Here is a 20948-nt window from a genome sequence, read left to right on the forward strand (position 1 = left end):
GCGCGCTGCCCGGGCATAGGCCGCCTTGACCCGTCCACGTGCGGCGCCCGCGGCGCTTTGCTAGAGTGGTTCCATTCCGACTCCGGGACACGCGCATGACCATCACATCGACGCCGGCGACCGGCGAGCGCCGCGCCATCCGCCAGGCCCTGGCCGACTGGGGCGCAGAAGGGCGGCTGGCGGCAGCCAGCGTGGCGCGGCCGTGGGCGCGCACGGAGCCCGTGGCGGCCGACTGGCGCCGCTGGCTGGACCACGGACTGCTTGCGCTGGGTACGGTGCTGCTGTGCGCCGGCGTGATCGTTTTCTTCGCCTTCAACTGGCAGGACCTGCACAAGTTCGCGAAATTCGCGGTGCTGGCCGCGGCCATCAGCCTGCTCGCCGGGTTTGCGCTGTTCCGGCCGCCCGCCGACATGGGTGGCCGCGCGGCGCTGGGCGGCGCGCAGGTCCTGGCCGGCGTACTGCTGGCCGTGATCGGGCAGACCTACCAGACCGGGGCCGATGCCTGGCAACTGTTCGCGCTGTGGACGATGCTGGCCGTGCCATGGGCGCTTGCCGCGCGCGCGGCGCCGCACTGGTGGCTGGTGATCGTGATCGGCAACGTCGCGCTGCTGCGCTATTTCAGCGTGCGCCTGGGCGTCGGCGGCATGTTCGAACTGCTGTTCGATGCCCGTCATGCGCGTACCACCACCTTGCTGTTGCTGGGCGCGGTGATGCTGCAGCTGGCGCTATGGGCGTGGCTCTGCGCGCGAGCAGCCGCGCTGGGCTTCCGCGGGCAGACCGGGGCGCGCATCCTGGCTGCGCTGGCCTGCTTTCATGCGGGTTTCGCGGGCCTTTCCGCATTGTTCGACAACCACCCCGACCTGTCGGTCTTCGGGCTGGCGGCCGTTGCGCTGTTGGCGCTGGGCTGGTGGTTCCGGCAGCGCGCCTTCGACATCGTGGTGCTCAGCCTGGCGAGCCTGACCGGCATTGTGCTGGTCGTTGCCGCGGTCGGCCGGCTGCTGCTCGAAGGCAAGGCCGATTTCGGGGCCTTCCTGCTGCTGGGCCTGATTACCGTTGGCATGGCCGCCGGCGCGGCCGCGTGGCTGATGCGCGCCTACCGCGCGCAAACCGTGGAACTGTCATGACCCAGGCCATCCAGACCGAACAGGCACTGTGGCGCGAGCTGGCCGCGCGTGGCGAGGTGCAGGGCGAACCCATCGCACGCGTGCGCACGCCCTGGGCGGTGCGTGCCCTGATGGGCGCGGCCGGATGGCTGGGCGCGCTGTTCTTCCAGATGTTCTTCCTTGGCGCGGTGTTCGTCGCCGTGCGCGAGAACGCCGGCGCGATTGCGGTGACGGGCCTTGCGATGATCGTCCTCGCGGCCGTGCTTTACCGGCGCGGCGGCGCGGGTATCGGCGCCGGTATTGCGCTCGGGCAGTTCGCGCTGGCCGTGAGCCTGAGTGGCCAGGGCATGGTGGTCTACGGCGTCGCGGAATGGCTCGGCGGCGGGCGGCCGATCGAGACGGCCGCCTTCTGGATCTGCCTGGCCGTGTTCGAGGCGGCGCTGTATGCGCTGGTGCAGAACCGGCTGCACCGCTTCCTTGCCGCGCTGGGCGTGTGGATCGGGCTGGCGGTCGCCGTGCACATCGCGCTGACGGCTTCGGAGCGCCACACGTGGCTGGTCGTTCCGTGGTCGCTGGGCTGGCTGGCGCCGGCCGCGTGCCCGCTCGCGGCGTGGTTCACGACCGCCGAGGAGCGTCTGTGCGCCGCTGGCCGGCATGGCGGGTTCGAGCCCGCGATGGACGCCACGCTGCTGTTCGCGCTGGGCGCGGCGCTGGTGGTGACGGGCGCCAGCCATCCGCTGGCCTGGCTCCAGCTCCAGGAATCGGTACCGCTGTTTGCCAGGGCGCGCTGGCTGCCGGGCTTGCTGGTCGGCGTGGTGCTGGTCGGCTTTGCGCTGCTGGAGTGCCGGCGCCTCGCGCTGTCCCTTCCGACCGTCGTCGCCGTGCTGGTCGGGACGGCGGCATTCAGTGTCCTGATGGCCGCCGCGCCCGCCGTGGGGGCCGGCGCGCTGGCGCTCGGACTGGCGCTGCGGCGCGCTTCGCTGCCGTGGCTCGGGCTTGGCATCGCCGCCATCGCCATCGGCTTCATCTGGTACTACAGCTCGCTGCACTGGACGCTGCTGGCCAAGTCCATCACGCTGGCTGCGGCCGGCGTCATCCTGATCGCGTTACGTCAGTGCCTGGTACATGCCGTGCCCGCAAAGGAGGTCGCATGAAGCGCTGGATCATGGTTGCCTGGGCACTGACGCTGGCCCTGGCCGCGGTGGGCATCGCGGGCAAGGAGAGACTGCTGGCGCGCGGCGACACCGTCTATCTCCGCCTGGCGCCGGTCGACCCGCGCTCGCTGATGCAGGGCGACTACATGGCCCTGAACTTCGCCATCGGCGCCGCCATTGGCGCCGCGCGGCAGCCCGAGCGGCAGCGGCGCGATGGCGTCGCCGTCATCCGGCTCGACGCGAACCGGGAGGCTTCATTCGTCCGCCTGCATGGTGATGAGCCGCTGGCGTCCGGCGAACGGCTGCTGCGCTTCCAGACGGTCGAAGCACGGTGGGGCGGCACGCAGGTGCAGGTTTCGACCGATGCGTATTTCTTCCAGGAAGGGCAGGGCGGGCGCTTTGAGAAGGCGCGCTATGGGGAGTTCCGGGTGGATGGGAGCGGGCAGGCGTTGCTGGTGGGGTTGAGGGGCGAGGGGATGGAGGCGTTGTAGGCCCTCAGGCGTACAACCTCCAGCATATGGTCACCCCAATCAGGAGCCGTGCGCACTTCTGATGGCGACAAGCACGACACTGCTGTACACCCCTGCCTGCGGAAGCGAGGCTATCCGGCGCCAGACGTTCGTGCATTGCTACGGGCAATCTCTCGCCGGCGCGCACGTACGCCGCGCACAGCAGGGTTACTGCCTGATCCAGGGTGGACCAGGCAAGGCAGATCAGGCTTAAATATTGAAGACGTTCTATCTTGGTCTTGGCAGTGGCTCGTCAAGGGTTGCCCGCTGAAATAGGAGCTGCTCGAGACAATTCATACGCGATGGTACGAATGATCCCTCCGCTGTCCGCAACTTCGCAGAGCACCTGCGTCGACAAGGTCTTCAGCCCGAACGGCGGCTCTGTCACCACAACGCCGCTAGGACTCGCGTCCCATAGTCGGAGGGCGGCGCCGATCGGCTTGTCGAGATTCGGGGGGAAGCCGGCCGTCAGAGGCAAGTACTCGGTCAGAATCAGGATCCTGTATGGCGTCAGGCGGGCCAGCACGTCGGCAATGCGTGCGTTGTCCAAATGACCCAGCACCTGCCGCAGGAAAACGACGTCGCCTTCCGGCAGGGGCTCACTTGTGATGTCCAGGCACCGGAAGTCCACATCAAGCGCGGAGAATCTGGTGCGGTTCAACTGAATGACTGCCTCCACCACGTCGCAGGCAACATAGCGAGCGCATGCCGGGCGGATACGGTTGCCGACATTGAAATCGCCGCAGCCGAGGTCAACCACGTCCGGCCGGCCAGGCAACGAGCCGAGGTAGGCCGTTACGGCTTCGACATAGGTGTCGACCATTGTCGGGTCGTGCGAAGTGCGCCCGCTGTAAGGTTTGGAGCAGTCTTCCGCCACGCCCCAGGCCCTGGTTTCGTAGACGTGGGAAAAGACCTCACCCGGCGTCTTTCCTTGATACAGCGCATCATCCCGGCGGATCGCGCGGCCGTGGTGGTATTTCAGCAGCCACGCCGGCACGTATGGCTTTAGCCAGGATTTCAACCGTGGCGTCAGCACGGTATGCAAAGGCTTGGTAGCGCTAGTCACGTGAACCTCCTGCCTGCGGGCGAGATGGGGGAAGTCAGGATCGGGCGGATTGTGGGCCTTTAATTTATCGGGCATGCAAGCCGTACAACGTCTGCTTGCCCACATTCGGAGGATTATTGTTCATGGCTTACGCGGAGCGGAGCGGGCTGGCGGAATGCGAAGGCCGGTTCGCGGAACGACGCACCCAACGGAACGCGACCTTCAGTCGCGTGGTGGGCTGGCGGAAGGTCGTTACGCTTTGCATTTTCGGTAGATAAGGGCTTCTCGTGCTCTGGCGGCCACACTCGCGGCGCCGTTTCCTATCCAGAATCCATCTCGTACGTACGCAAGCGAACGGAGAGGCGCGGGCGGGCGTGGCCAAGTGTTGGAATCCCCCAGACGGGTGAAACCGGAGGCCTTCACATGAAAACTACGATCCGCGAGATCCTGTCAGAAGTGGCTCGGCTAGACGTTTCAGTTGACTCACTGGATGACGACGCCGACCTCTACGAGGCAGGGCTGACTTCTGTCGCCACCGTTCACATGATGCTCGCCATCGAAAATGCGCTCGGGGTGGAAATGCCGGACAACATGATCCAACGCGAGTTGTTCCGCAGCATCAACTCGCTGGCCGCCGCAGCCGAGACGCTACGGCAGCCGAGGGAGGCAGCATGAGACACGGTCTTGCCAGCGTGGGCCTTGGCGCCGCGCCTCCGAACATTCCAGATGCCACTGCCATGATTGCAACAGCCCAGGCCACCGCAGAGGAGGCGGCTCGCCACGCCGACGAGGTCGACCGCGCGGCGGTATTTCCGCACCGGGCATTCGACCTGCTGCGCAGCCAGCGGCTGTTGGGCGCGATGATTCCTGTTGCGTATGGAGGAGACGGGGCCTCACTCGAGACCGTCGCTGCAATTTGCCGCACGCTGGGAGCAGGCTGTGCATCGACAGGCATGATCTACGCCATGCACCAGATGCAGGTGGCTTGCCTGGTAAACCATGCGACTGGCAGCGCGTGGCATGAAGCCATGCTGCGTCGGATCGCGGGAGAGCAACTGCTGCTGGCTTCGGCGACGTCCGAGGAAAGCATCGGTGGCGCGCTGCGAACCAGCGGGTGTGCCGTCAATCTGGAAGACGGCATCCTTCACCTGCTGAAGATGGCACCGACGATTTCCTACGGCGCGCATGCGGACGGCATCCTTGTCACGGCGCGGCGGCACCCCGACGCAGCACCTTCGGACCAGGTTCTTGTGAGCGTGCTCAAGCCGGACTATACGCTCGAATGCGTATCGGACTGGGACACACTGGGCATGCGCGGCACATGCAGCAATGGTTTCCGTCTGGAGGTACGCGGCCGGGCCGAGCAGGTGCTGCCGGCACCGTTCAGCGACATTGCAGAGGCGACCATGGCGCCCGTGTCGCACATCCTTTGGGCCTCGGTGTGGACCGGCGTTGCCGCCGACGCAGTGCAGCGCGCCAAGACCCTGTTCCGCGGCCAGGCCCGCGAGCGTCCGGGCAGCTTGCCCCCATCCGCAGTGCGCGTGGCCGAAGCAGTGTCGATCCTGCACATGATGGAAGGGCGGGTGGAACTGGCGCTTGCCCATTACAGGCGTCGCCAGACGGAGCAAGGCGCCGGCATGCCGGGGGCTTTTGCACTGGCAGCCGAAATGAACAGTCTCAAGACGGGCGTATCCACGCTCGCGCTCGAGGCCGTTCAGATCGCCATGCTGGTGTGCGGTATGGCGGGCTACAAGCACGGGACGCCTTACAGCCTGGGGCGCCACCTGCGCGACCTGTGGTCCGCGCCGCTGATGATCAACAACGACCGCATTCTGACTAACACCGCCAACCTGTTGCTGGCGGATCGTTCATCCTGAGGAGTCAATATGGACATCGCAAGCGATTCGCTTGATGTCGGCGGGGGTGGCGCATCACTTGGCCAAGGCAGTCCATCAGGGCACGCGGCACCCCCGGTCGCCCGGACTTTTCTGGATTCCCTGATAGATGCCGGCATCCTGATCCCCACTGGCGTGGATGGCATCTATGGCCGCAGCAGGGTGTATGAAGCCATTGCCGAAGGCATGGACGCACTGATTACTGAAATCGGTGCCGACCAGCAGGCGGAGATGATGCGCTTTCCACCGACCACGCCACGCAATGACTTTGAGGATAGTGAATATCTCAAGTCTTTCCCCCAGCTGGCCGGGATCGTACACAGCTTCTGCGGCAATGATCACGAACACTTCCGGCTGGTAGCCCGGCTCGAACGGGGCGAGGACTGGACCGATCAGTTGCGGCCCACTCGCGTGGTGCTCACGCCTGCGGCCTGCTATCCGGTCTATCCGGTGCTGGCACGGCGCGGGCCGCTGCCGCCGGAGGGGCGGGTGGTCGATGTGTTTTCATACTGTTTCCGCCATGAGCCTTCGATCGAGCCCACCCGCATGCAGATGTTCCGCATGCGCGAGTACGTGCGGCTGGGTACACCTGAACAAATCCTGGCTTTCCGGCAAATGTGGATCGAGCGTGGACAGAAGCTTGCTGATGACCTGGAAGTGCCGCATACCCTCGACCTTGCCAACGACCCGTTCTTCGGGCGCGGTGGCAAGCTGGTCGCGGACAATCAGCGCGATCTCAAGCTCAAGTTCGAGTTGCTGATCCCGGTGAACGACGGCGCGCCGCCAACGGCGTGCATGAGCTTCAATTACCACGTGGACCATTTTTCCACGGTCTGGCCCTTGCGCACGGCCGACGGCGAGAAGGCCCACACAGGTTGCGCGGCGTTCGGTATCGACCGGCTGACGCTGGCGCTCCTGCGCAACCATGGCCTGGATCTGTCGGGCTGGCCGCGTGGGGTGCGCGCATTGCTGGGCGGCATCTGAACAGCGTCCGGGCTTCCAAATGCGGGATGGGAGGTGCTCATCGCCTCCCGTTTTCCCGGTCTGATTTGTGCTATCGCCTCTCTTATGCGGGGATCCTGCGCGCCGTCACTTGTTGCAGGCCCGACGTGATGAACTTGTTGTCCGCGCTGCTGGCTGACACCCCTGTATGGGAATCCACGATACAGTTCGCGCCAATCTTCACCCCCGGATAGATGGTGGCCCGGGTGCCAAGGAAACACCTTGCGCCGACCGCCGCATCGCCGTTGAGGATCACACCAGGCGAAAGCACCGAATAGTCACCCACGGACGCGCCGTGGGCCACGTTGCTCTGGACATTTACCAGCACGCCGTCGCCAAGGGTGGTGTTGCGGTTCACGATGCTGAAGGGGCAGATCACTGCGCTGCGCCCGACACGCGCAGTGCTGGAAACGAGGACCGAGCCATGTATGTAGGTGGGTACCTGGATGCCCCTTTCCGCCAGGCGCATGATCACGTTTTGCCGTGCCTCGACGGAGCCCAGGGCAACCACTACCACCTGGTTGGCAAGTGGCCTGTAGTCCCAGGTGGTGCCCAGGTTGGGCAGATCGATCCCGGCCGGCTGCCGGCCCTTGGCATCGTCGATGAATCCCGCAATGTTCGGCCCGCCGCCCAAGGATTCCTCGTACAGGTACTCGAAGACTTCCAGGCCAAATCCTCCGGCGCCTGCAATCACCACTGACCGGGCCGAAGAAGCGTCAACTAAGGGCATGATGGTGCGTCCTCCTGCAAGCTTTCAGCACGGGCAGCAAGTGACGGCGAGCTGCTAGCCGGACGAGTCATCCCCGTAAGTTCACTGATACTGGAGCCGTTGCGGGCGCAGGGAATTGCGCTTGCGACATCCGGCCACTCCCGATTATTGCGCCACCCGCGTGTGCCTGGATGCGCAGACCGTGTGCGGCCGTACGCATCAGGTACCCGGCGGTTGCCGCTTGCCATGCCCCGCAAGATGGCCTTTGGTGGGAGCGTCAAAGACCGGCGTGGAAACGAAAAAAAGCCCAGCAAATGCTGGGCTTGCGGGGAGCCGTGCGGGATTTCTTGGGATGGCGCCTTAGACGTTGAACAGGAAGTTCATCACATCCCCATCCTTCACCACGTACTCCTTGCCTTCGGCCCGCATCTTGCCCGCTTCCTTGGCGCCGGTCTCGCCCTTGAGGGCGATGTAGTCCTCGTAGGCGATGGTCTGCGCGCGGATGAAGCCGCGTTCGAAGTCGGTGTGGATCACGCCGGCGGCCTGGGGGGCGGTGTCGCCCACGTGGATGGTCCAGGCGCGGACTTCCTTCACGCCAGCGGTGAAGTAGGTCTGCAGGCCCAGCAGCTTGAAGCCGGCGCGGATCACGCGGTCCAGCCCCGGCTCTTCCATGCCCAGGTCGGCCAGGAATTCGGCCTTGTCGGCGTCGTCCAGGTCGGCGATCTCGGCCTCGATGGCGGCGCAGACGGCCACGACCGGGGAATCGGTGGTCTTGGCATACTCGCGCACGGCGTCCAGGTGCGGATTGTTCTCAAAGCCGTCTTCACGCACGTTGGCCACGTACATGGTGGGCTTGGCGGTGATCAGGCAGAACGGGCGGATCGCCTCCCACTCTTCCGGTGCCAGGTCGAGCGTGCGCACGGCCTTGGCCTGGTCGAGCACGGCCTGTGCCTTTTCCAGCACGGCGACCAGGCGCAGGGCTTCCTTGTCGCCGGCGCGGGCCGGCTTCACATAGCGGGCCAGGGCCTTCTCGACGGTGGCCAGGTCGGCCAGCGCCAGTTCGGTGTTGATGACTTCGATGTCCGACAGCGGGTCGACCTTGCCGGCCACGTGGATCACATTGTCATCTTCGAAGCAGCGCACGACGTGCGTGATGGCGTCGGTTTCGCGGATGTTGGCCAGGAACTGGTTGCCCAGCCCTTCACCCTTGGACGCGCCAGCCACCAGGCCGGCGATGTCCACGAATTCCACCGTAGCAGGCAGGATGCGCTCGGGTTTGACGATCTCGGCCAGTTTGGCAAGCCTCGGATCCGGCACTTCCACCACGCCCACATTGGGCTCGATGGTGCAGAACGGATAGTTCTCGGCGGCGATGCCGGCCTTGGTCAGGGCGTTGAACAGCGTGGACTTGCCGACGTTGGGCAGGCCGACGATGCCGCATTTGAGGCTCATGGTGTCAGGCGGGAAATTGCAAAACCCATATTCTAGCGGATGGGGCCCCTGGCCTCGCCCTGCCTGGCCATGTGCGCCGGGGCCGGGGAGGTGACGTGGCTATAATCCAGCCATGACCCGATCCAATGCGTCCGTGCGCAATTCCTCAGCTTTCCAGATCGCCGTTGTCGGCGGCGGCATCGTGGGCAAGTCCTGCGCGCTGCTGCTGGCGCAGCAGGGCATGAGCGTGGCCCTGGTCGCGCCGCGTCCCGTGCGCGGGCGTCCGCCGGCCGGTCCCGACGACTGGGACAGCCGCATCTACGCGTTTTCCGCGAGTTCGCAGGCGCTGCTGGAGCGCATGCGGGTCTGGGAGGCGCTCGACCCGGCCCGTCTCCAGCCGGTGCGCGACATGCGCGTGTGCGGCGATGTGAGCGCCGCTGAAACGTCCCCGAGCCTCGATGGCGACCTGCATTTCTCGGCCTATGCCGCCGCGGTGCCGCAACTGGCGTGGATCGTCGAATCCGGACTGGTGGAACGGGCGCTCGATGCCGCGCTCGGTTTCCAGCACCAGGTCCACTGGCATGACGATACCGCCGCCGGCTTCGAGCGCGATGCCGACGGTGCCACGCTCACGCTGTCCGGCGGCGCGAAGATCCGCGCGTCCTGCGTGGTCGGCGCCGACGGCGCGCGCTCCTGGGTGCGCCAGCAGTGCCATATCGGCGTGAGCACGCGACGCTATCGCCAGCTTGGCGTGGTGGCGAACTTCGAGTGCGAGCGGCCGCACCACGACACGGCCTGGCAATGGTTCCTCGGCGCCCCGGAAAAGCTCATGGCCGATGAAGAGCCGGCCAACGGCGAGATCCTGGCCATGTTGCCGCTGCCGGGTTCGCGCATGTCGATGGTCTGGTCGGCCGATGAGGCCCACGCGCACGAGCTGCTCGCGCTGTCGCCGGAGGCGCTTGCCGCCACGGTGATGCAGGCGGCCGCGGGCGCGGTCGGCAGCCAGTTCGGCACCCTGCGCTGCGTGACGCCCGCGCAGGGTTTTCCGCTGGTGCTGCAGCGCGCGGAGCAGTTCGTGCAGCCGCACCTGGCGCTGGTGGGCGATGCCGCGCACGTGGTGCATCCGCTGGCGGGACAAGGCATGAACCTCGGGTTGCGCGATATTGCGGAACTCGGCAAGGTCATGGCCGCCAAAGAATCTTTCCGCGGCGAGGGCGACCTGCGCCTGCTGCGCCGCTACGAACGGGCCCGCGCCACCGACCTGTTGTCGCTGACCGCCGCGACCGACGGCCTGCACCGGCTGTTCTCGCTGCCCGGCAGCGTGGCGCGCGTGGTGCGCAATACCGGCATCCGTACGGTGGGCCGGCAGTCGCTGCTCAAGCGCTTCCTGATTGAACGGGCACTCGGCTGACGCCGGGTGCCCGGACCCTGACTGAATACTGGAGTCGATATGTTCCAACTCATGCGCCGCCACCCCGCCTGGACCACCGCCATTGCCGGCGGCCTGGCGGCGGCAGGCTTTGCCATGCACGCCATGGCGGCGGGCGAACCCGGCGCCGATCGCATCAAGGAGTCCCTGCAGCAGATGCTGGGCGGCCGTGCCGAAGTGAAGAGCGTGACCAAGACCCCGGTGCCCGGGCTGTTCGAGGTCAACGTCGGCGGGCAGGTGGTCTACACCGACGCTACCGGCCGCTACGTGATCAATGGCGAGCTGATCGATACCAAGACCGGCACCAACCTGACCGAAGAGCGCATGGCGGACATCAACCGCATCAAGTGGTCCGACCTGCCGCTGGCGCGCGCCATCAAGTGGACCAAGGGTGACGGCAGCCGCCAGGTCGCGGTGTTCTCGGACCCGAACTGCGGGTACTGCAAGCGCATCGAGCAGACCTTCCAGCAGATGGACAACATCACGGTCTACACCTTCCTGTACCCGGTGCTGTCGCCGGATTCCGCGACCAAGGCGAAGCAGGTCTGGTGCTCCGCCGACCGCACCAAGGCCTGGCGCGACTGGATGCTCAACAAGGTGGCCCTGACCGGCAACGGCAACTGCAAGACGCCGGTCGATGACAATCTCGCGCTCGGCCAGAGCATGAACATCACCGGCACGCCGGCCGTGTTCTTCATGGACGGCACGCGCATCCCGGGCGCGGCCGATGCCGGCACGCTCGAACGCAAGCTCGCCAGCATCAAGAAGTAAGGCGCGGCCGGTGTCCCGGCCCGGGCAGGCGGCCGGACCCAGTCCGGCCGTTTTGCATTCCTGACCATTGCTTCCAGACCGACCGCCCGGCAGGGCGGCACAGGAGACTTCCATGACGTTCCAGGCATTGCTGCTGACCCAGGCCGACGGTGCGACCCAGGCCAATATCGCCACGCTGGACGAGGCACAACTGCCCGCCGACGGCGACGTGCTGGTGGCGGTCGACTATTCCACGATCAACTTCAAGGACGGGCTGGCCATCACCGGGCGCTCGCCGGTGGTGCGCAAGTGGCCGATGGTGGCGGGTATTGACGGCGCGGGAACGGTGCTGGAGTCCTCCCATCCGCGCTGGAAGGCCGGCGACAAGGTCATCCTGAACGGCTATGGCGTCGGCGAGACGCACTGGGGCTGCCTGGCGCAGCGCGCGCTCCTGAAGGGCGACTGGCTGGTGCGCCTGCCCGATGCCTTCACCACGCGCCAGGCCATGGCGATCGGCACGGCGGGCTACACCGCGATGCTGTCGGTGCTCGGGCTGGAACGTGGCGGCGTCAATGGTCCGGTGCGCCCCGGCGATGGCGAGATACTGGTAACGGGCGCCTCAGGTGGCGTGGGCACGGTCGCGATCGCGATCCTCGGCAAGCTCGGCTATCGCGTGGTGGCTTCCACCGGCAAGCACAACGAAGCCGATTTCCTCAAGGCGCTCGGTGCGGCGGAGGTCATCGATCGCGCCGAACTGTCCGCGCCGGGCAAGCCATTGCAGAAGGAACGCTGGGCTGCCGTGGTGGATGCGGTCGGCTCGCACACGCTGGTCAACGCGTGTGCGCAGGTTCGCTACGGCGGTGTGGTCACGGCATGCGGGCTGGCACAGGGCATGGATTTCCCGGCGTCCGTGGCGCCGTTCATCCTGCGCAGCGTGACGCTGGCCGGCATCGACAGCGTGATGGCGGCGATGGCGCTGCGCGAGCGGGCCTGGGCGCGGCTGGCGACGGACCTGGAGCCGGACCGCCTCAACGCGATCACGCGCGAGATCGGACTGGGCGAGGCTGTCGAGGCCGGCCGCAGCATCGTGGAAGGCGGCCTGCGCGGACGCACGGTGGTCAACGTCAACCGCACCTGATCGCGAACTGATCGCACGCGCCTGCGTGCGACAGCCTCGGCGGATCGCGCCGAATGACGAACGCTACAATGATGCCCATGACGCCGATCCGCTATGCCATCGCCCCGCTTCAGCCCGAAGCGCATCTGTTCGCCGTCACCGTCACGGTGACCTCGCCCGATCCCGCCGGCCAGCGCTTTTTCCTGCCGGCCTGGATTCCGGGCAGCTACATGATCCGCGACTTCGCCCGCCATATCGTGCGCATCCGGGCCGACGCGGGCGGCAAGCCGGTGGCGCTGGACAAGCTCGACAAGCAGACCTGGCAGGCCGCGCCGGTCGACGCATTGGCCGGAGCGCTCACGCTGAGCTACGAAGTCTATGCCTGGGACCTGTCGGTGCGCGCCGCGCATCTCGACACCACCCACGGCTTCTTCAACGGCAGCTCGGTTTTCCTGTGCGTGGACGGGCAACAGGATCAGCCCTGCACCGTGGATATCCACGCGCCTGCCGGGGACGCCTACCGCAACTGGCGCGTGGCCACCGCGATGCGCGAGGCACCGGGCCGCGCAGGCGCCAGGCGCTATGGCTTCGGCCGCTACCAGGTTGCGGACTACGACGAGCTGGTCGACCACCCGGTCGAGATGGGCGACTTCCTGCTGGCCAGCTTCCGCGCATGCGGCGCCCAGCATGATGTCGTGTTCACAGGTCGCGTGCCGCAGCTCGACATCGAGCGCGTCTGCCGCGACCTCAAGCGCATCTGCGAGGCCCAGATCCGCCTGTTCGAGCCGCGCGGCGCACGCGCGCCGTTCCTCGACAGCAATCGTCGCTACGTCTTCATGACGATGGTGACCACGGACGGCTACGGCGGCCTGGAGCACCGCGCCAGCACCGCGCTGATGTGCGCGCGCTCGGACCTGCCGGCGCGCGGCGACAGCGAGACCAGCGAGGGCTACCGCACCTTCCTGGGCCTGTGCAGCCACGAGTATTTCCACACCTGGAACGTCAAGCGCATCAAGCCCGCCGCGTTCGTGCCGTACCGGCTGCAAGAGGAAACCTACACGCCGTTGCTGTGGCTGTTCGAGGGCTTCACGAGCTACTACGACGACCTCGTGCTCGTGCGCTCCGGCTGCGTGACCGACACGCAGTACGTCGAGATGCTGGCCAAGACCTGGAATGGCGTGCTGCGCGGCAACGGCCGCACCAAGCAGAGCGTGGCGGACAGCTCGTTCGACGCGTGGACCAAGTACTACCGCCAGGACGAGAACGCCCCCAACGCCATCGTCAGCTACTACACCAAGGGCTCGCTGGTGGCGCTCGCGCTGGACCTGACCATCCGCGACAAGACCGGCGGGCGGCGCTCGCTCGATGACGTGATGCGCGCGCTGTGGCAGCGCTACGGGCGCGACTTCTATGCACCGGATTCGGTGCAGCGCGGTGTCACCGAGGCGGAGGTCCGTGCGCTGTTCGACGAGGTCACGGGCCTGCGCCTGGGTGCGCTGCTGCGCTCGCTGACCGAAGGCACCGGCGAACTGCCGCTGGCGCCGCTGTTCAAGCGCTTCGGCGTCAAGGCCGAGGCGCAGAAGCCGGCCCGCACCGCGGCGCTGGGCATCAAGACCAAGACCGACGATGGCTGGGTGCGCGTGACGCAGGTGCTCGACGGCGGCGCGGCGCAGGCCGGCGGCGTGTCCGCGGGCGACCTGCTGGCGGCGGTCGACGGCCTGCGCGTGGCGCCGGGCCAGCTCGACAAGCTGCTGGCGCGCTACCGTGCCGCGGACCCGGTCACGCTGCATGTGTTCCGGCGCGACGAACTGCACGTGCTGCCGCTGACGCTCGCGCGCGAACCCGCGGCGCAGCACAAGCTGAGCCTGGAAAGCGGGCGCCATGCCGCGCGTACGCGCTGGCTGGGCCGCTGAAGTCCGCGTTCTCCACCGCCCCCCGGCCAGCCTGACCCAGCCACGCGTCCATGCAATACGCGCACGACCCCCGCACCTTCGTCTATTCGCACTATGTCTACCGTGGCCTGCGCTCGGCCACGGGCGTGATCGGTGCCACGCTGATCGCGCTGCAGTTCTCTGACCTGCCCACCGCGATGGTGGTGTCGATGGGCGCGCTGTGCACCAGCCTGATGGACCTGCCCAGCCCGGTGAACCACAAGTTCAACGAGATGCTGGCCAGCGTGCTGCTGTGCGGCGCCGTCACGCTGGTGGTGGCGCTGGCCACGCCGTTTCCGCGCGTGATGCCGTTCGTGCTGGTGCTGGTCACCTTCATGGCCGGCATGATGACGGTGTACGGCAACAAGACGCTGCCGCTGCAGTTCTCCACGCTGTTCGTGATGACGCTGACCATCAACGAGGACTTCGTGGTGCGCCGCGCGCTGGAGCATACGGCGCTGTTCATCATCGGGGCCGTGGCTTACCTGGCGTACGCCATGCTCGTGAGCTGGGTGACCGAGCGCCGCACCAAGCAGCAGATCCTGGCCGAGTCGCTGTACGAGATGGCCAGCTATCTCGAGGTCAAGGCGCGCTTCTACGACGCCGGCAACGACTACGAGGCCCAGTTCAACCAGCTGGTACGCCAGCAGATCGTCGTGGCGGAGCGCCAGCAGGCCGCGCGCGACCTGGTGCTGCGCGGCAACCGCACGCCGCATGACGGGCTGCTGGTGCAGGTGCACCTGCGCATGCTGGACCTGTACGAGTACATCCTGTCCACCAACACCGACTATCCGCTGCTGCGCCAGACCTTCGGCAGCACGCCGGTGCTGGACCACCTGCGCAAGCTCGTGATGCTGATGTGCAAGGACGTGGAGGAAATCGCCTACGAGGTCACGCGCGGGCGCCCGTCCTATGCCGCCGTGGATTACCGTGAGGGTCTGCGCGCGGTGGAGGCCGAGATCGCCCAGCTGCGCCACCACCACATCCCGCCCGTGGCCATGACGGCGCTGGCCGAGACACTGGACATGATCCGCGGCGCCATCACGCTGGTGGGTCAGCTGCACGAGGCGTCGCGCACACCCGTAGAGCCCGCCAAGGTGCTGCCCGGCGCCGACATGACGCCGTTCCTGACGCGCCAGAAGTACGAGCTCGGCGTGCTGCGCGACAACCTCAAGTGGCGCTCGCCCGCATTCCGCTTCGCGCTGCGGGTCTCGATGGCGGTGGCGATCGGGCTGTGGCTGGCGGACCATCTGCCGTACGCTTCGCACGGCTACTGGATCCTGCTGACCATCATCGTCATCCTGAAGCCCAACTTCAGCATGACCAAGCAGCGCTACAACGACCGCGTGATCGGCACGCTGATCGGCTGCATCATTGCCGTCGGCATCCTGAAGGTGTTCCACGAACCGCTGATCCTGCTCGGTTTCCTGTTCCTGTCGCTGGTGGCGAGCGCCGCGTTCGTCACCATCAAGTACCGTTATACGGCGATCGCGGCCTGCGTGCAGGTGCTTATCCAGATCAACCTGCTGATGCCGAACACCCAGAACGCCGCGGGCGAGCGGCTGGTCGATACGGTGATCGGCGGCATCATCGCCTCGCTGTTCAGCTTTGTGCTGCCAAGCTGGGAATACCGCGCCATCCCCAAGCTGGTGGAGAACGTGCTGCAGGCCAACCGCCGCTACATTGCAGCCACGCGCGACCTGCTGCTGCGCCGTGCCAAGGACGATTTTGCCTACCGCGTCCAGCGCAAGCAGTTCATGGATGCGCTGTCGGCACTGATCGGCTCGTTCCAGCGCATGCTCGACGAGCCCAAGAGCCGGCACCGCGCGGTGGACAACCTGAATCGCTTCATCGTGCAGAACTACCTGGTGGCGGCACACGTGGCGGCGGCGCGCATCCAGGTGCGCCAGCACTACGCGGAACTCGATATTCCCGCGGCGGAAGCCGCAATCGAGCAGGCGACGGATGCGGCCAGCCGCAGCCTCCAGCTGGCCGTCGAACGGCTGGCGGCGGACGACCGCACGGGCAGCCGCGGTACTGGCTTTATCCGCGCCGGGGAACAAGTCGCCAGTGCCGCCGGTCCGTCGCTGGAAGGCCCGTTGCCGGAAGGGCCGCCGCCCGAACATGCCGATGACCGGCGCGCGCGGCTCGCCGATTCGGCCGACCGGCGCCGCGCCGATGAACTTGCGCATGCCGCGGCGGCCAGGGAGTCCGTCCACGAAGCAGGCCCGACGGCCAGTTCCACGGGCCGTCCCGCCAATGCCGTGCTGGAACGCCGCCTGCGCGCGCTGCGCGAGGACGCCGCCAAGATCGCGCTGCGCACGGGCGCAATCGGACGGGCGATGAAGATGCGGGACTGAGCAGGAGCGCAGGAGCAGCGTCCCGCAGGAGCGACGTCCCGCGGGAGCAACGCCCGCGGAGCAATGGTCTATTCCCCCGCCTGTCCCGCTTCCTCCTGCTCCTCCCTCGGCAACGTCAGCATCCCGCTGTTATAGCTGTACTCATACACCTCGCCGTGGCGCCCCCAGTCGATCGCCACGGACAGCACGCGCTCCGCTTCCTCGGGCTTGAGGAAGGCTTCCAGTTCGCGCAGCACCTGCTCCTCGCCGACTTCACCGTCTTCCGACGCTTCCAGTTCGCGCCGGATATGCGTTGCCAGCGCGACGTGCCCCAGCAATTGCCGCCCGAACATGGCCTTGCGCTCGTTCGGCTCGGCCGCATAGTATTCGCGGCCCGTCTCGGTGGTGGTGATGTCGCCACGCTCGATATGCGCGAGCTGCAACAGCTGCAAGGCTTCGCAGGCGGGCAGCAGGTCGTCGTCGGTCAGCCCGGCCTCGTCGGCCAGGTGCGGCAGGTCGGCCCGGCCGTTGAATGGCGGTTCGGACAGCAGGTCGAGAATGGCGTCCATCTGGCTGATGTCCACGTCCGGCAGCCGGTAGCCGATCTGGCGCGAGGGCGCCAGTGCCGGCACGCGCGGCTCGGGCGCCGCCGGCGAGGTCATCAGCATGTAGACCTCGTCGATCAGTGCGCGCACCTGGGCGGCGTCGCGGTTGCGCGGGCGCGGGAACGGCACGCGCACTTCGGCGCGGATGCGCCCCGGATCGCTCGACAGGATGACGATGCGGTCGGCCATCATCACCGCTTCCTCGATATTGTGCGAAACGATCAGGATGCTCCGGATGTTGGCGCGGCCACTCTCCCACAGGTCCAGCATCTCGTCGCGCAGCGTCTCGCCGGTGAGCACGTCGAGCGCGGAAAACGCTTCGTCCATCAGCAGCAGGTCGGGCTGCGTCACGAGCGCGCGCGCAATGCCCACGCGCTGGCGCATGCCGCCGGACAGCTCGCGCGGCAGCGCGCCGTTGAAGCCCGACAGGCCGATCATGTCGATGGCCGCTTCCGCGCGGCGCGCGCGCTCGGCCTTGGGCACGCCCTGCGCTTCCAGCCCCAGCTCCACGTTCTGCTGCACCGTGAGCCACGGGAACAGCGCGAACGACTGGAACACCATGGCGATGCCTTCGGCGGTGCCGTTCAGGCGGCTGCCGCGGAACCGCACTTCGCCGCGGTCCGCGCCGACCAGTCCGGCCATGATGCGCAACAGGGTCGACTTGCCCGAGCCGGATTTGCCCAGCATGGCGACGATCTCGCCTTCGCGCAGCGTCAGGTCGACGCCTTCGAGCACCGCGCGGTCGCTCTGGCTGGCGGTGCGGAACATCTTGGAGACGCCGCGCAGTTCGATCACGGCGGGCGCCGTGACGGCGGGGTTCAGGTTTTCTGCCATCGTTGCCTTACAAGCGGGTGCGCTCCTGCGCGAGTTGATACAGGCGGTTCCACAATAGCCGGTTGAAGCCGACCACGAACAGCGCCATCACGGCGATGCCCAGCGCGATGCGCGGGAAATCGCCGCGCGCGGTGGTTTCGGCGATATAGCTGCCAAGCCCCGTGGCCACCAGCGTGCGGTCGCCCCAGGTGACGTATTCCGCGACGATGCTGGCATTCCACGAACCGCCGGCCGCCGTCACCAGCCCGGTCAGCAGGCTCGGGAACACCGCGGGTATCAGGAAGCGCTTCCACAGCAGCCAGCCGCGCAGGCCGAAATTGCGCGCGGCCAGCTTCAGCTCGGTCGGGATGCCCGAGGCGCCGGCCACCACATTGAACAGGATGTACCACTGCGTGCCGAAGATCAGCAGCGGGCTGAGCCAGATTTCGGGGTTCAGGCCGAAACGCACGATCAGCATGACCACCAGCGGGAACATCAGGTTGGCCGGGAAGGCCGCCAGGAACTGCGCCACCGGCTGGGCAATGCGCGCCACCGACGGGTTCAGGCCGATGCGGATGCCGACGGGCACCCAGATCACCGCCGCCAGCGCGATCAGCACGATTACGCGCACCATGGTCAGCGTGCCGAGCCACAGCACATGGCCGACCTCGGCCCAGCCGACCTCGCTGTGCACGAAGTACATCACGCGGCCCAGCGCGGCCAGCGCCACCAGCAGGATGACCGCGTTGCCGGCGCGCTCGCGCCATTGGACGCGACGCGGATCGGAGGGGGCGGCCGGCGCCTTGCCTTGCCGTCGCGCCCCCCACGCCAGCGTGCGCTCGGCCAGCGCCGCGGTGCGCACCAGCAAGGCACGCACCCATTCCGAGCGGCGCAGCAGGTCCAGCAGCCAGGACTCGGGCTCCTTCTCCTGGGCCAGCGTCTCGAAGCGGAAGCGGTCGGCCCATGCCACCAGCGGGCGGAACAGCAACTGGTCATACACCAGGATGCCGGCCAGCATGGCCACGATGGCCCAGCCGATGGCCGTCAGGTCCTGCTGCTGGATGGCCAGCGCGATATAGGAGCCGATGCCCGGCAGCCGGATGTCGTGGCCGGACACCGAGATGGCTTCCGACGCCACCACGAAGAACCATCCGCCGGACATCGACATCATCATGTTCCACAGCAGCCCCGGCATGGCAAACGGCACCTCCAGCCGCCAGAAGCGCTGCCACGGCGACAGGCGGAACATGGCCGCCGCCTCCAGCAGGTCGCCCGGAATGGTGCGGAACGACTGGTACAGGCTGAAGGCCATGTTCCAGGCCTGCGAGGTGAAGATCGCGAAGATCGCCGCGCATTCCACGCCGATCAGGTTGCCCGGGAACAGCGCGATGAAGCCGGTCACCGTGATCGACAGGAAGCCCAGCACCGGGATCGATTGCAGGATGTCCAGCGCCGGCACCAGCACCTTCTCGGCAGTGCGGTTCTTCGACGCCAGCGCCGCGAACGCGAGCGAGAACACCAGCGACGCCGCCAGTGCCGCCAGCATGCGGATGCTGGTGCGCATCAGGTAGTAGGGCAGGTAGGCGATGTCGAGGTGGACCGACATCGGCTCGCCGGGCACGAAGGGCGCGTTCATCTGCTGTGCCGCGAACGCCACCATGACGATGACCGCCAGGATGATCGGCAGCAGCGCGAAGTCGAAGCGGTTGGGCGGCGCGGTCAGCAGCTGGCTGTCATAGCCGGGTGCTGGCGTGGCCGGGTTGTCGTTGGCGGGTTGCTGCATCATGGCGCTTGGTGGGCTGGCGCGGCCGGCATGGCGGTGACCGGCGGCGGAAGGGGCGGCCCGTGGATCGGACCTTGGCTGACGGCTGGGGTGCCGACGACATCACGCCTTGTGGCGCGCATTCTCTGGTAACGCCTGGGACAGCCGTCTAGTTTACGTCTTGTGGATGACGTGCCGATGTAGCGGGTCGGCCGGCACGCGGGTCAAGGAGGAGCATGCCATGGAAACCTGGCACATGACGGCGCATGGGCGCGTGCAGGGCGTGGGCTACCGCGCGGGCTGCGCGCAGGCAGCCATTTCGCTCGGGCTCAAAGGCTGGGTGCGCAACCGGTCCGACGGCACGGTCGAGGTCATGGCCGCCGGCACCTTGCTGCAGCTGGAGGCCCTGCGCAACTGGATGCAGTCCGGCCCGCCGGCCTCGCGAGTCACGCACGTTGAAGTCGAGCCGGGGCAGGGCAAGTTCGAGGATTTCGATCTGCGGCCGACGGTCTAGCCGCTTGCCAGGAGAAACCGGCGTGATCGGCGGGCGCCGACGGCGGGAAAGCCCGCCTCAGGCCGCCAGCCAGTCGATCGGCGCACGTCCGTGCGCTTCCAGCCACCGGTTGGCTTCGCGGAAATGCCCGCAGCCCAGGAAGCCGCGATGCGCCGACAGCGGCGACGGGTGCGGGGCTTCGAGCACGCAATGGCTGGCCGTCAGCAACGGCTTCTTGGCCTGCGCGTGGCTGCCCCACAGCAGGAACACGAGGTTCGCGTGGCGCTCGGCCAGCGCGTGGATCAGGCAGTCGGTCACCGCCTCCCAGCCTCGCCGCGCATGGCTGGCGGCCTGGCCCTGTTCCACGGTCAGCACGGTGTTGAGCAGCAGCACGCCCTGGCGTGCCCAGCCTTCCAGGTTGCCGGACGGGCGCGGCGCCGGGCTGTCGCGGCTGTCACCATACTCGGCCGCGATCTCCTTGAAGATATTGCGCAGGCTGGGCGGCACCTTGATCCCGTCCGGTACCGAGAATGCCAGGCCATGCGCCTGCGGCAGCTCCACGCCGCCGACCACGCCGGTGCCGTGGTACGGGTCCTGCCCCAGGATGACGACCTTGACCGCATCGGGCGGCGTCAGGTGCAGCGCATGGAAGACCTCGTGCGGAAAGACCGGCTTGCCGGCCGAGCGCTCGCTGTCGACGAAGTCGGCCAGCTCCTGCCAGGCCGGTGCCGCCAGACAGGGCGCCAGCAGATCGCGCCAGGCGGCGGGCAGGGCGTCGGCCTGGGCCTGCAGCCCGGCGGCTGCGGCGCGTGGCGTTGCGGTGTCGGGCTCAGTCTCAGGGGCGAACAGATCAGCTTGCAT

The 20948-nt window shown here is 67.3% G+C and carries 18 protein-coding genes; 12 read left to right on the top strand and 6 right to left on the bottom strand.

Going from position 1 to position 20948, the window contains the following annotated elements:
- Positions 1-95: 95 nt before the first annotated feature.
- The 3 genes from KHO22_RS29355 to KHO22_RS29365 are packed head-to-tail and all read left to right on the top strand — an operon-like array spanning position 96 to position 2748.
- Positions 96-1124, top strand: a complete 1029-nt coding sequence (locus KHO22_RS29355) for a DUF2157 domain-containing protein (RefSeq protein ID WP_211950692.1) — start codon at positions 96-98, stop codon at positions 1122-1124.
- The gene (locus KHO22_RS29360; protein WP_211950693.1) at positions 1121-2257 is read left to right on the top strand and encodes a DUF4401 domain-containing protein; all 1137 of its coding nucleotides are present in this window, start codon (positions 1121-1123) and stop codon (positions 2255-2257) included. The genes KHO22_RS29355 and KHO22_RS29360 overlap by 4 nt, the downstream gene beginning before the upstream one ends.
- Complete coding sequence (locus tag KHO22_RS29365) at positions 2254-2748, top strand: GDYXXLXY domain-containing protein (RefSeq protein WP_211950694.1); 495 nt, start codon at positions 2254-2256, stop codon at positions 2746-2748. Before KHO22_RS29360 ends, KHO22_RS29365 begins: the two co-directional genes overlap by 4 nt.
- A 271-nt stretch (positions 2749-3019) precedes the next feature.
- Here KHO22_RS29365 and KHO22_RS29370 read toward each other — a convergent pair whose 3' ends face one another.
- Positions 3020-3832: a class I SAM-dependent methyltransferase gene (locus KHO22_RS29370; protein WP_230427080.1), complete on the bottom strand. Its 813-nt coding sequence runs from the start codon at positions 3830-3832 to the stop codon at positions 3020-3022.
- 402 nt (positions 3833-4234) lie between these two features.
- Between KHO22_RS29370 and KHO22_RS29375 the strand changes: the two genes are divergently transcribed.
- Genes KHO22_RS29375 through KHO22_RS29385 form a run of 3 tightly spaced genes read left to right on the top strand, consistent with a single transcriptional unit; the run spans position 4235 to position 6690 of the window.
- Positions 4235-4486, top strand: a complete 252-nt coding sequence (locus tag KHO22_RS29375) for an acyl carrier protein (protein ID WP_211950696.1) — start codon at positions 4235-4237, stop codon at positions 4484-4486.
- Positions 4483-5688, top strand: coding sequence for an acyl-CoA dehydrogenase family protein (locus KHO22_RS29380; protein WP_211950697.1), 1206 nt, complete (start codon positions 4483-4485; stop codon positions 5686-5688). The genes KHO22_RS29375 and KHO22_RS29380 overlap by 4 nt, the downstream gene beginning before the upstream one ends.
- Before the next feature lie 9 nt (positions 5689-5697).
- Entirely contained in the window at positions 5698-6690 is a 993-nt protein-coding gene (locus KHO22_RS29385) for an amino acid--[acyl-carrier-protein] ligase (RefSeq protein ID WP_211950698.1), read from the top strand.
- Between the two features lie 82 nt (positions 6691-6772).
- Here KHO22_RS29385 and KHO22_RS29390 read toward each other — a convergent pair whose 3' ends face one another.
- Together KHO22_RS29390 and ychF are read right to left on the bottom strand one after the other, a co-directional pair.
- Positions 6773-7438, bottom strand: a complete 666-nt coding sequence (locus KHO22_RS29390; RefSeq protein ID WP_211950699.1) for an acetyltransferase — start codon at positions 7436-7438, stop codon at positions 6773-6775.
- Between the two features lie 339 nt (positions 7439-7777).
- Positions 7778-8869, bottom strand: a complete 1092-nt coding sequence (gene ychF, locus KHO22_RS29395) for a redox-regulated ATPase YchF (protein ID WP_211950700.1) — start codon at positions 8867-8869, stop codon at positions 7778-7780.
- 112 nt (positions 8870-8981) lie between these two features.
- On the opposite strand from ychF, the gene KHO22_RS29400 reads away from it, so the two are divergent.
- The 5 genes from KHO22_RS29400 to KHO22_RS29420 all read left to right on the top strand — a co-directional run bounded on the left by KHO22_RS29400 (position 8982) and on the right by KHO22_RS29420 (position 16435).
- Positions 8982-10259, top strand: a complete 1278-nt coding sequence (locus KHO22_RS29400) for a UbiH/UbiF family hydroxylase (RefSeq protein ID WP_211950701.1) — start codon at positions 8982-8984, stop codon at positions 10257-10259.
- A gap of 39 nt (positions 10260-10298) precedes the next feature.
- Positions 10299-11048 (top strand): DsbC family protein, encoded by a 750-nt coding sequence (locus tag KHO22_RS29405; RefSeq protein WP_211950702.1) that lies wholly within the window; start codon positions 10299-10301, stop codon positions 11046-11048.
- A 112-nt stretch (positions 11049-11160) separates the two neighbouring features.
- The gene (gene acuI / locus KHO22_RS29410; protein ID WP_211950703.1) at positions 11161-12165 is read left to right on the top strand and encodes an acrylyl-CoA reductase (NADPH); all 1005 of its coding nucleotides are present in this window, start codon (positions 11161-11163) and stop codon (positions 12163-12165) included.
- A gap of 77 nt (positions 12166-12242) precedes the next feature.
- Entirely contained in the window at positions 12243-14057 is a 1815-nt protein-coding gene (locus KHO22_RS29415; RefSeq protein ID WP_211950725.1) for a M61 family metallopeptidase, read from the top strand.
- A gap of 50 nt (positions 14058-14107) precedes the next feature.
- Positions 14108-16435 (top strand): FUSC family protein, encoded by a 2328-nt coding sequence (locus KHO22_RS29420; RefSeq protein ID WP_211950704.1) that lies wholly within the window; start codon positions 14108-14110, stop codon positions 16433-16435.
- A gap of 68 nt (positions 16436-16503) precedes the next feature.
- Here KHO22_RS29420 and KHO22_RS29425 read toward each other — a convergent pair whose 3' ends face one another.
- Together KHO22_RS29425 and KHO22_RS29430 are read right to left on the bottom strand one after the other, a co-directional pair.
- Positions 16504-17853: an ABC transporter ATP-binding protein gene (locus KHO22_RS29425; protein WP_211950705.1), complete on the bottom strand. Its 1350-nt coding sequence runs from the start codon at positions 17851-17853 to the stop codon at positions 16504-16506.
- 7 nt (positions 17854-17860) lie between these two features.
- On the bottom strand, positions 17861-19615 hold the full coding sequence (locus KHO22_RS29430) for an ABC transporter permease (protein ID WP_211950726.1): 1755 nt from the start codon (positions 19613-19615) through the stop codon (positions 17861-17863).
- 220 nt (positions 19616-19835) lie between these two features.
- Between KHO22_RS29430 and KHO22_RS29435 the strand changes: the two genes are divergently transcribed.
- On the top strand, positions 19836-20108 hold the full coding sequence (locus tag KHO22_RS29435) for an acylphosphatase (protein ID WP_211950706.1): 273 nt from the start codon (positions 19836-19838) through the stop codon (positions 20106-20108).
- Between the two features lie 57 nt (positions 20109-20165).
- On the opposite strand, the gene KHO22_RS29440 is transcribed toward KHO22_RS29435, so the two are convergent.
- Positions 20166-20948: a uracil-DNA glycosylase gene (locus KHO22_RS29440; RefSeq protein WP_211950707.1), complete on the bottom strand. Its 783-nt coding sequence runs from the start codon at positions 20946-20948 to the stop codon at positions 20166-20168.

The organism is Cupriavidus yeoncheonensis (assembly GCF_905397275.1).
Lineage (GTDB): Bacteria > Pseudomonadota > Gammaproteobacteria > Burkholderiales > Burkholderiaceae > Cupriavidus > Cupriavidus yeoncheonensis.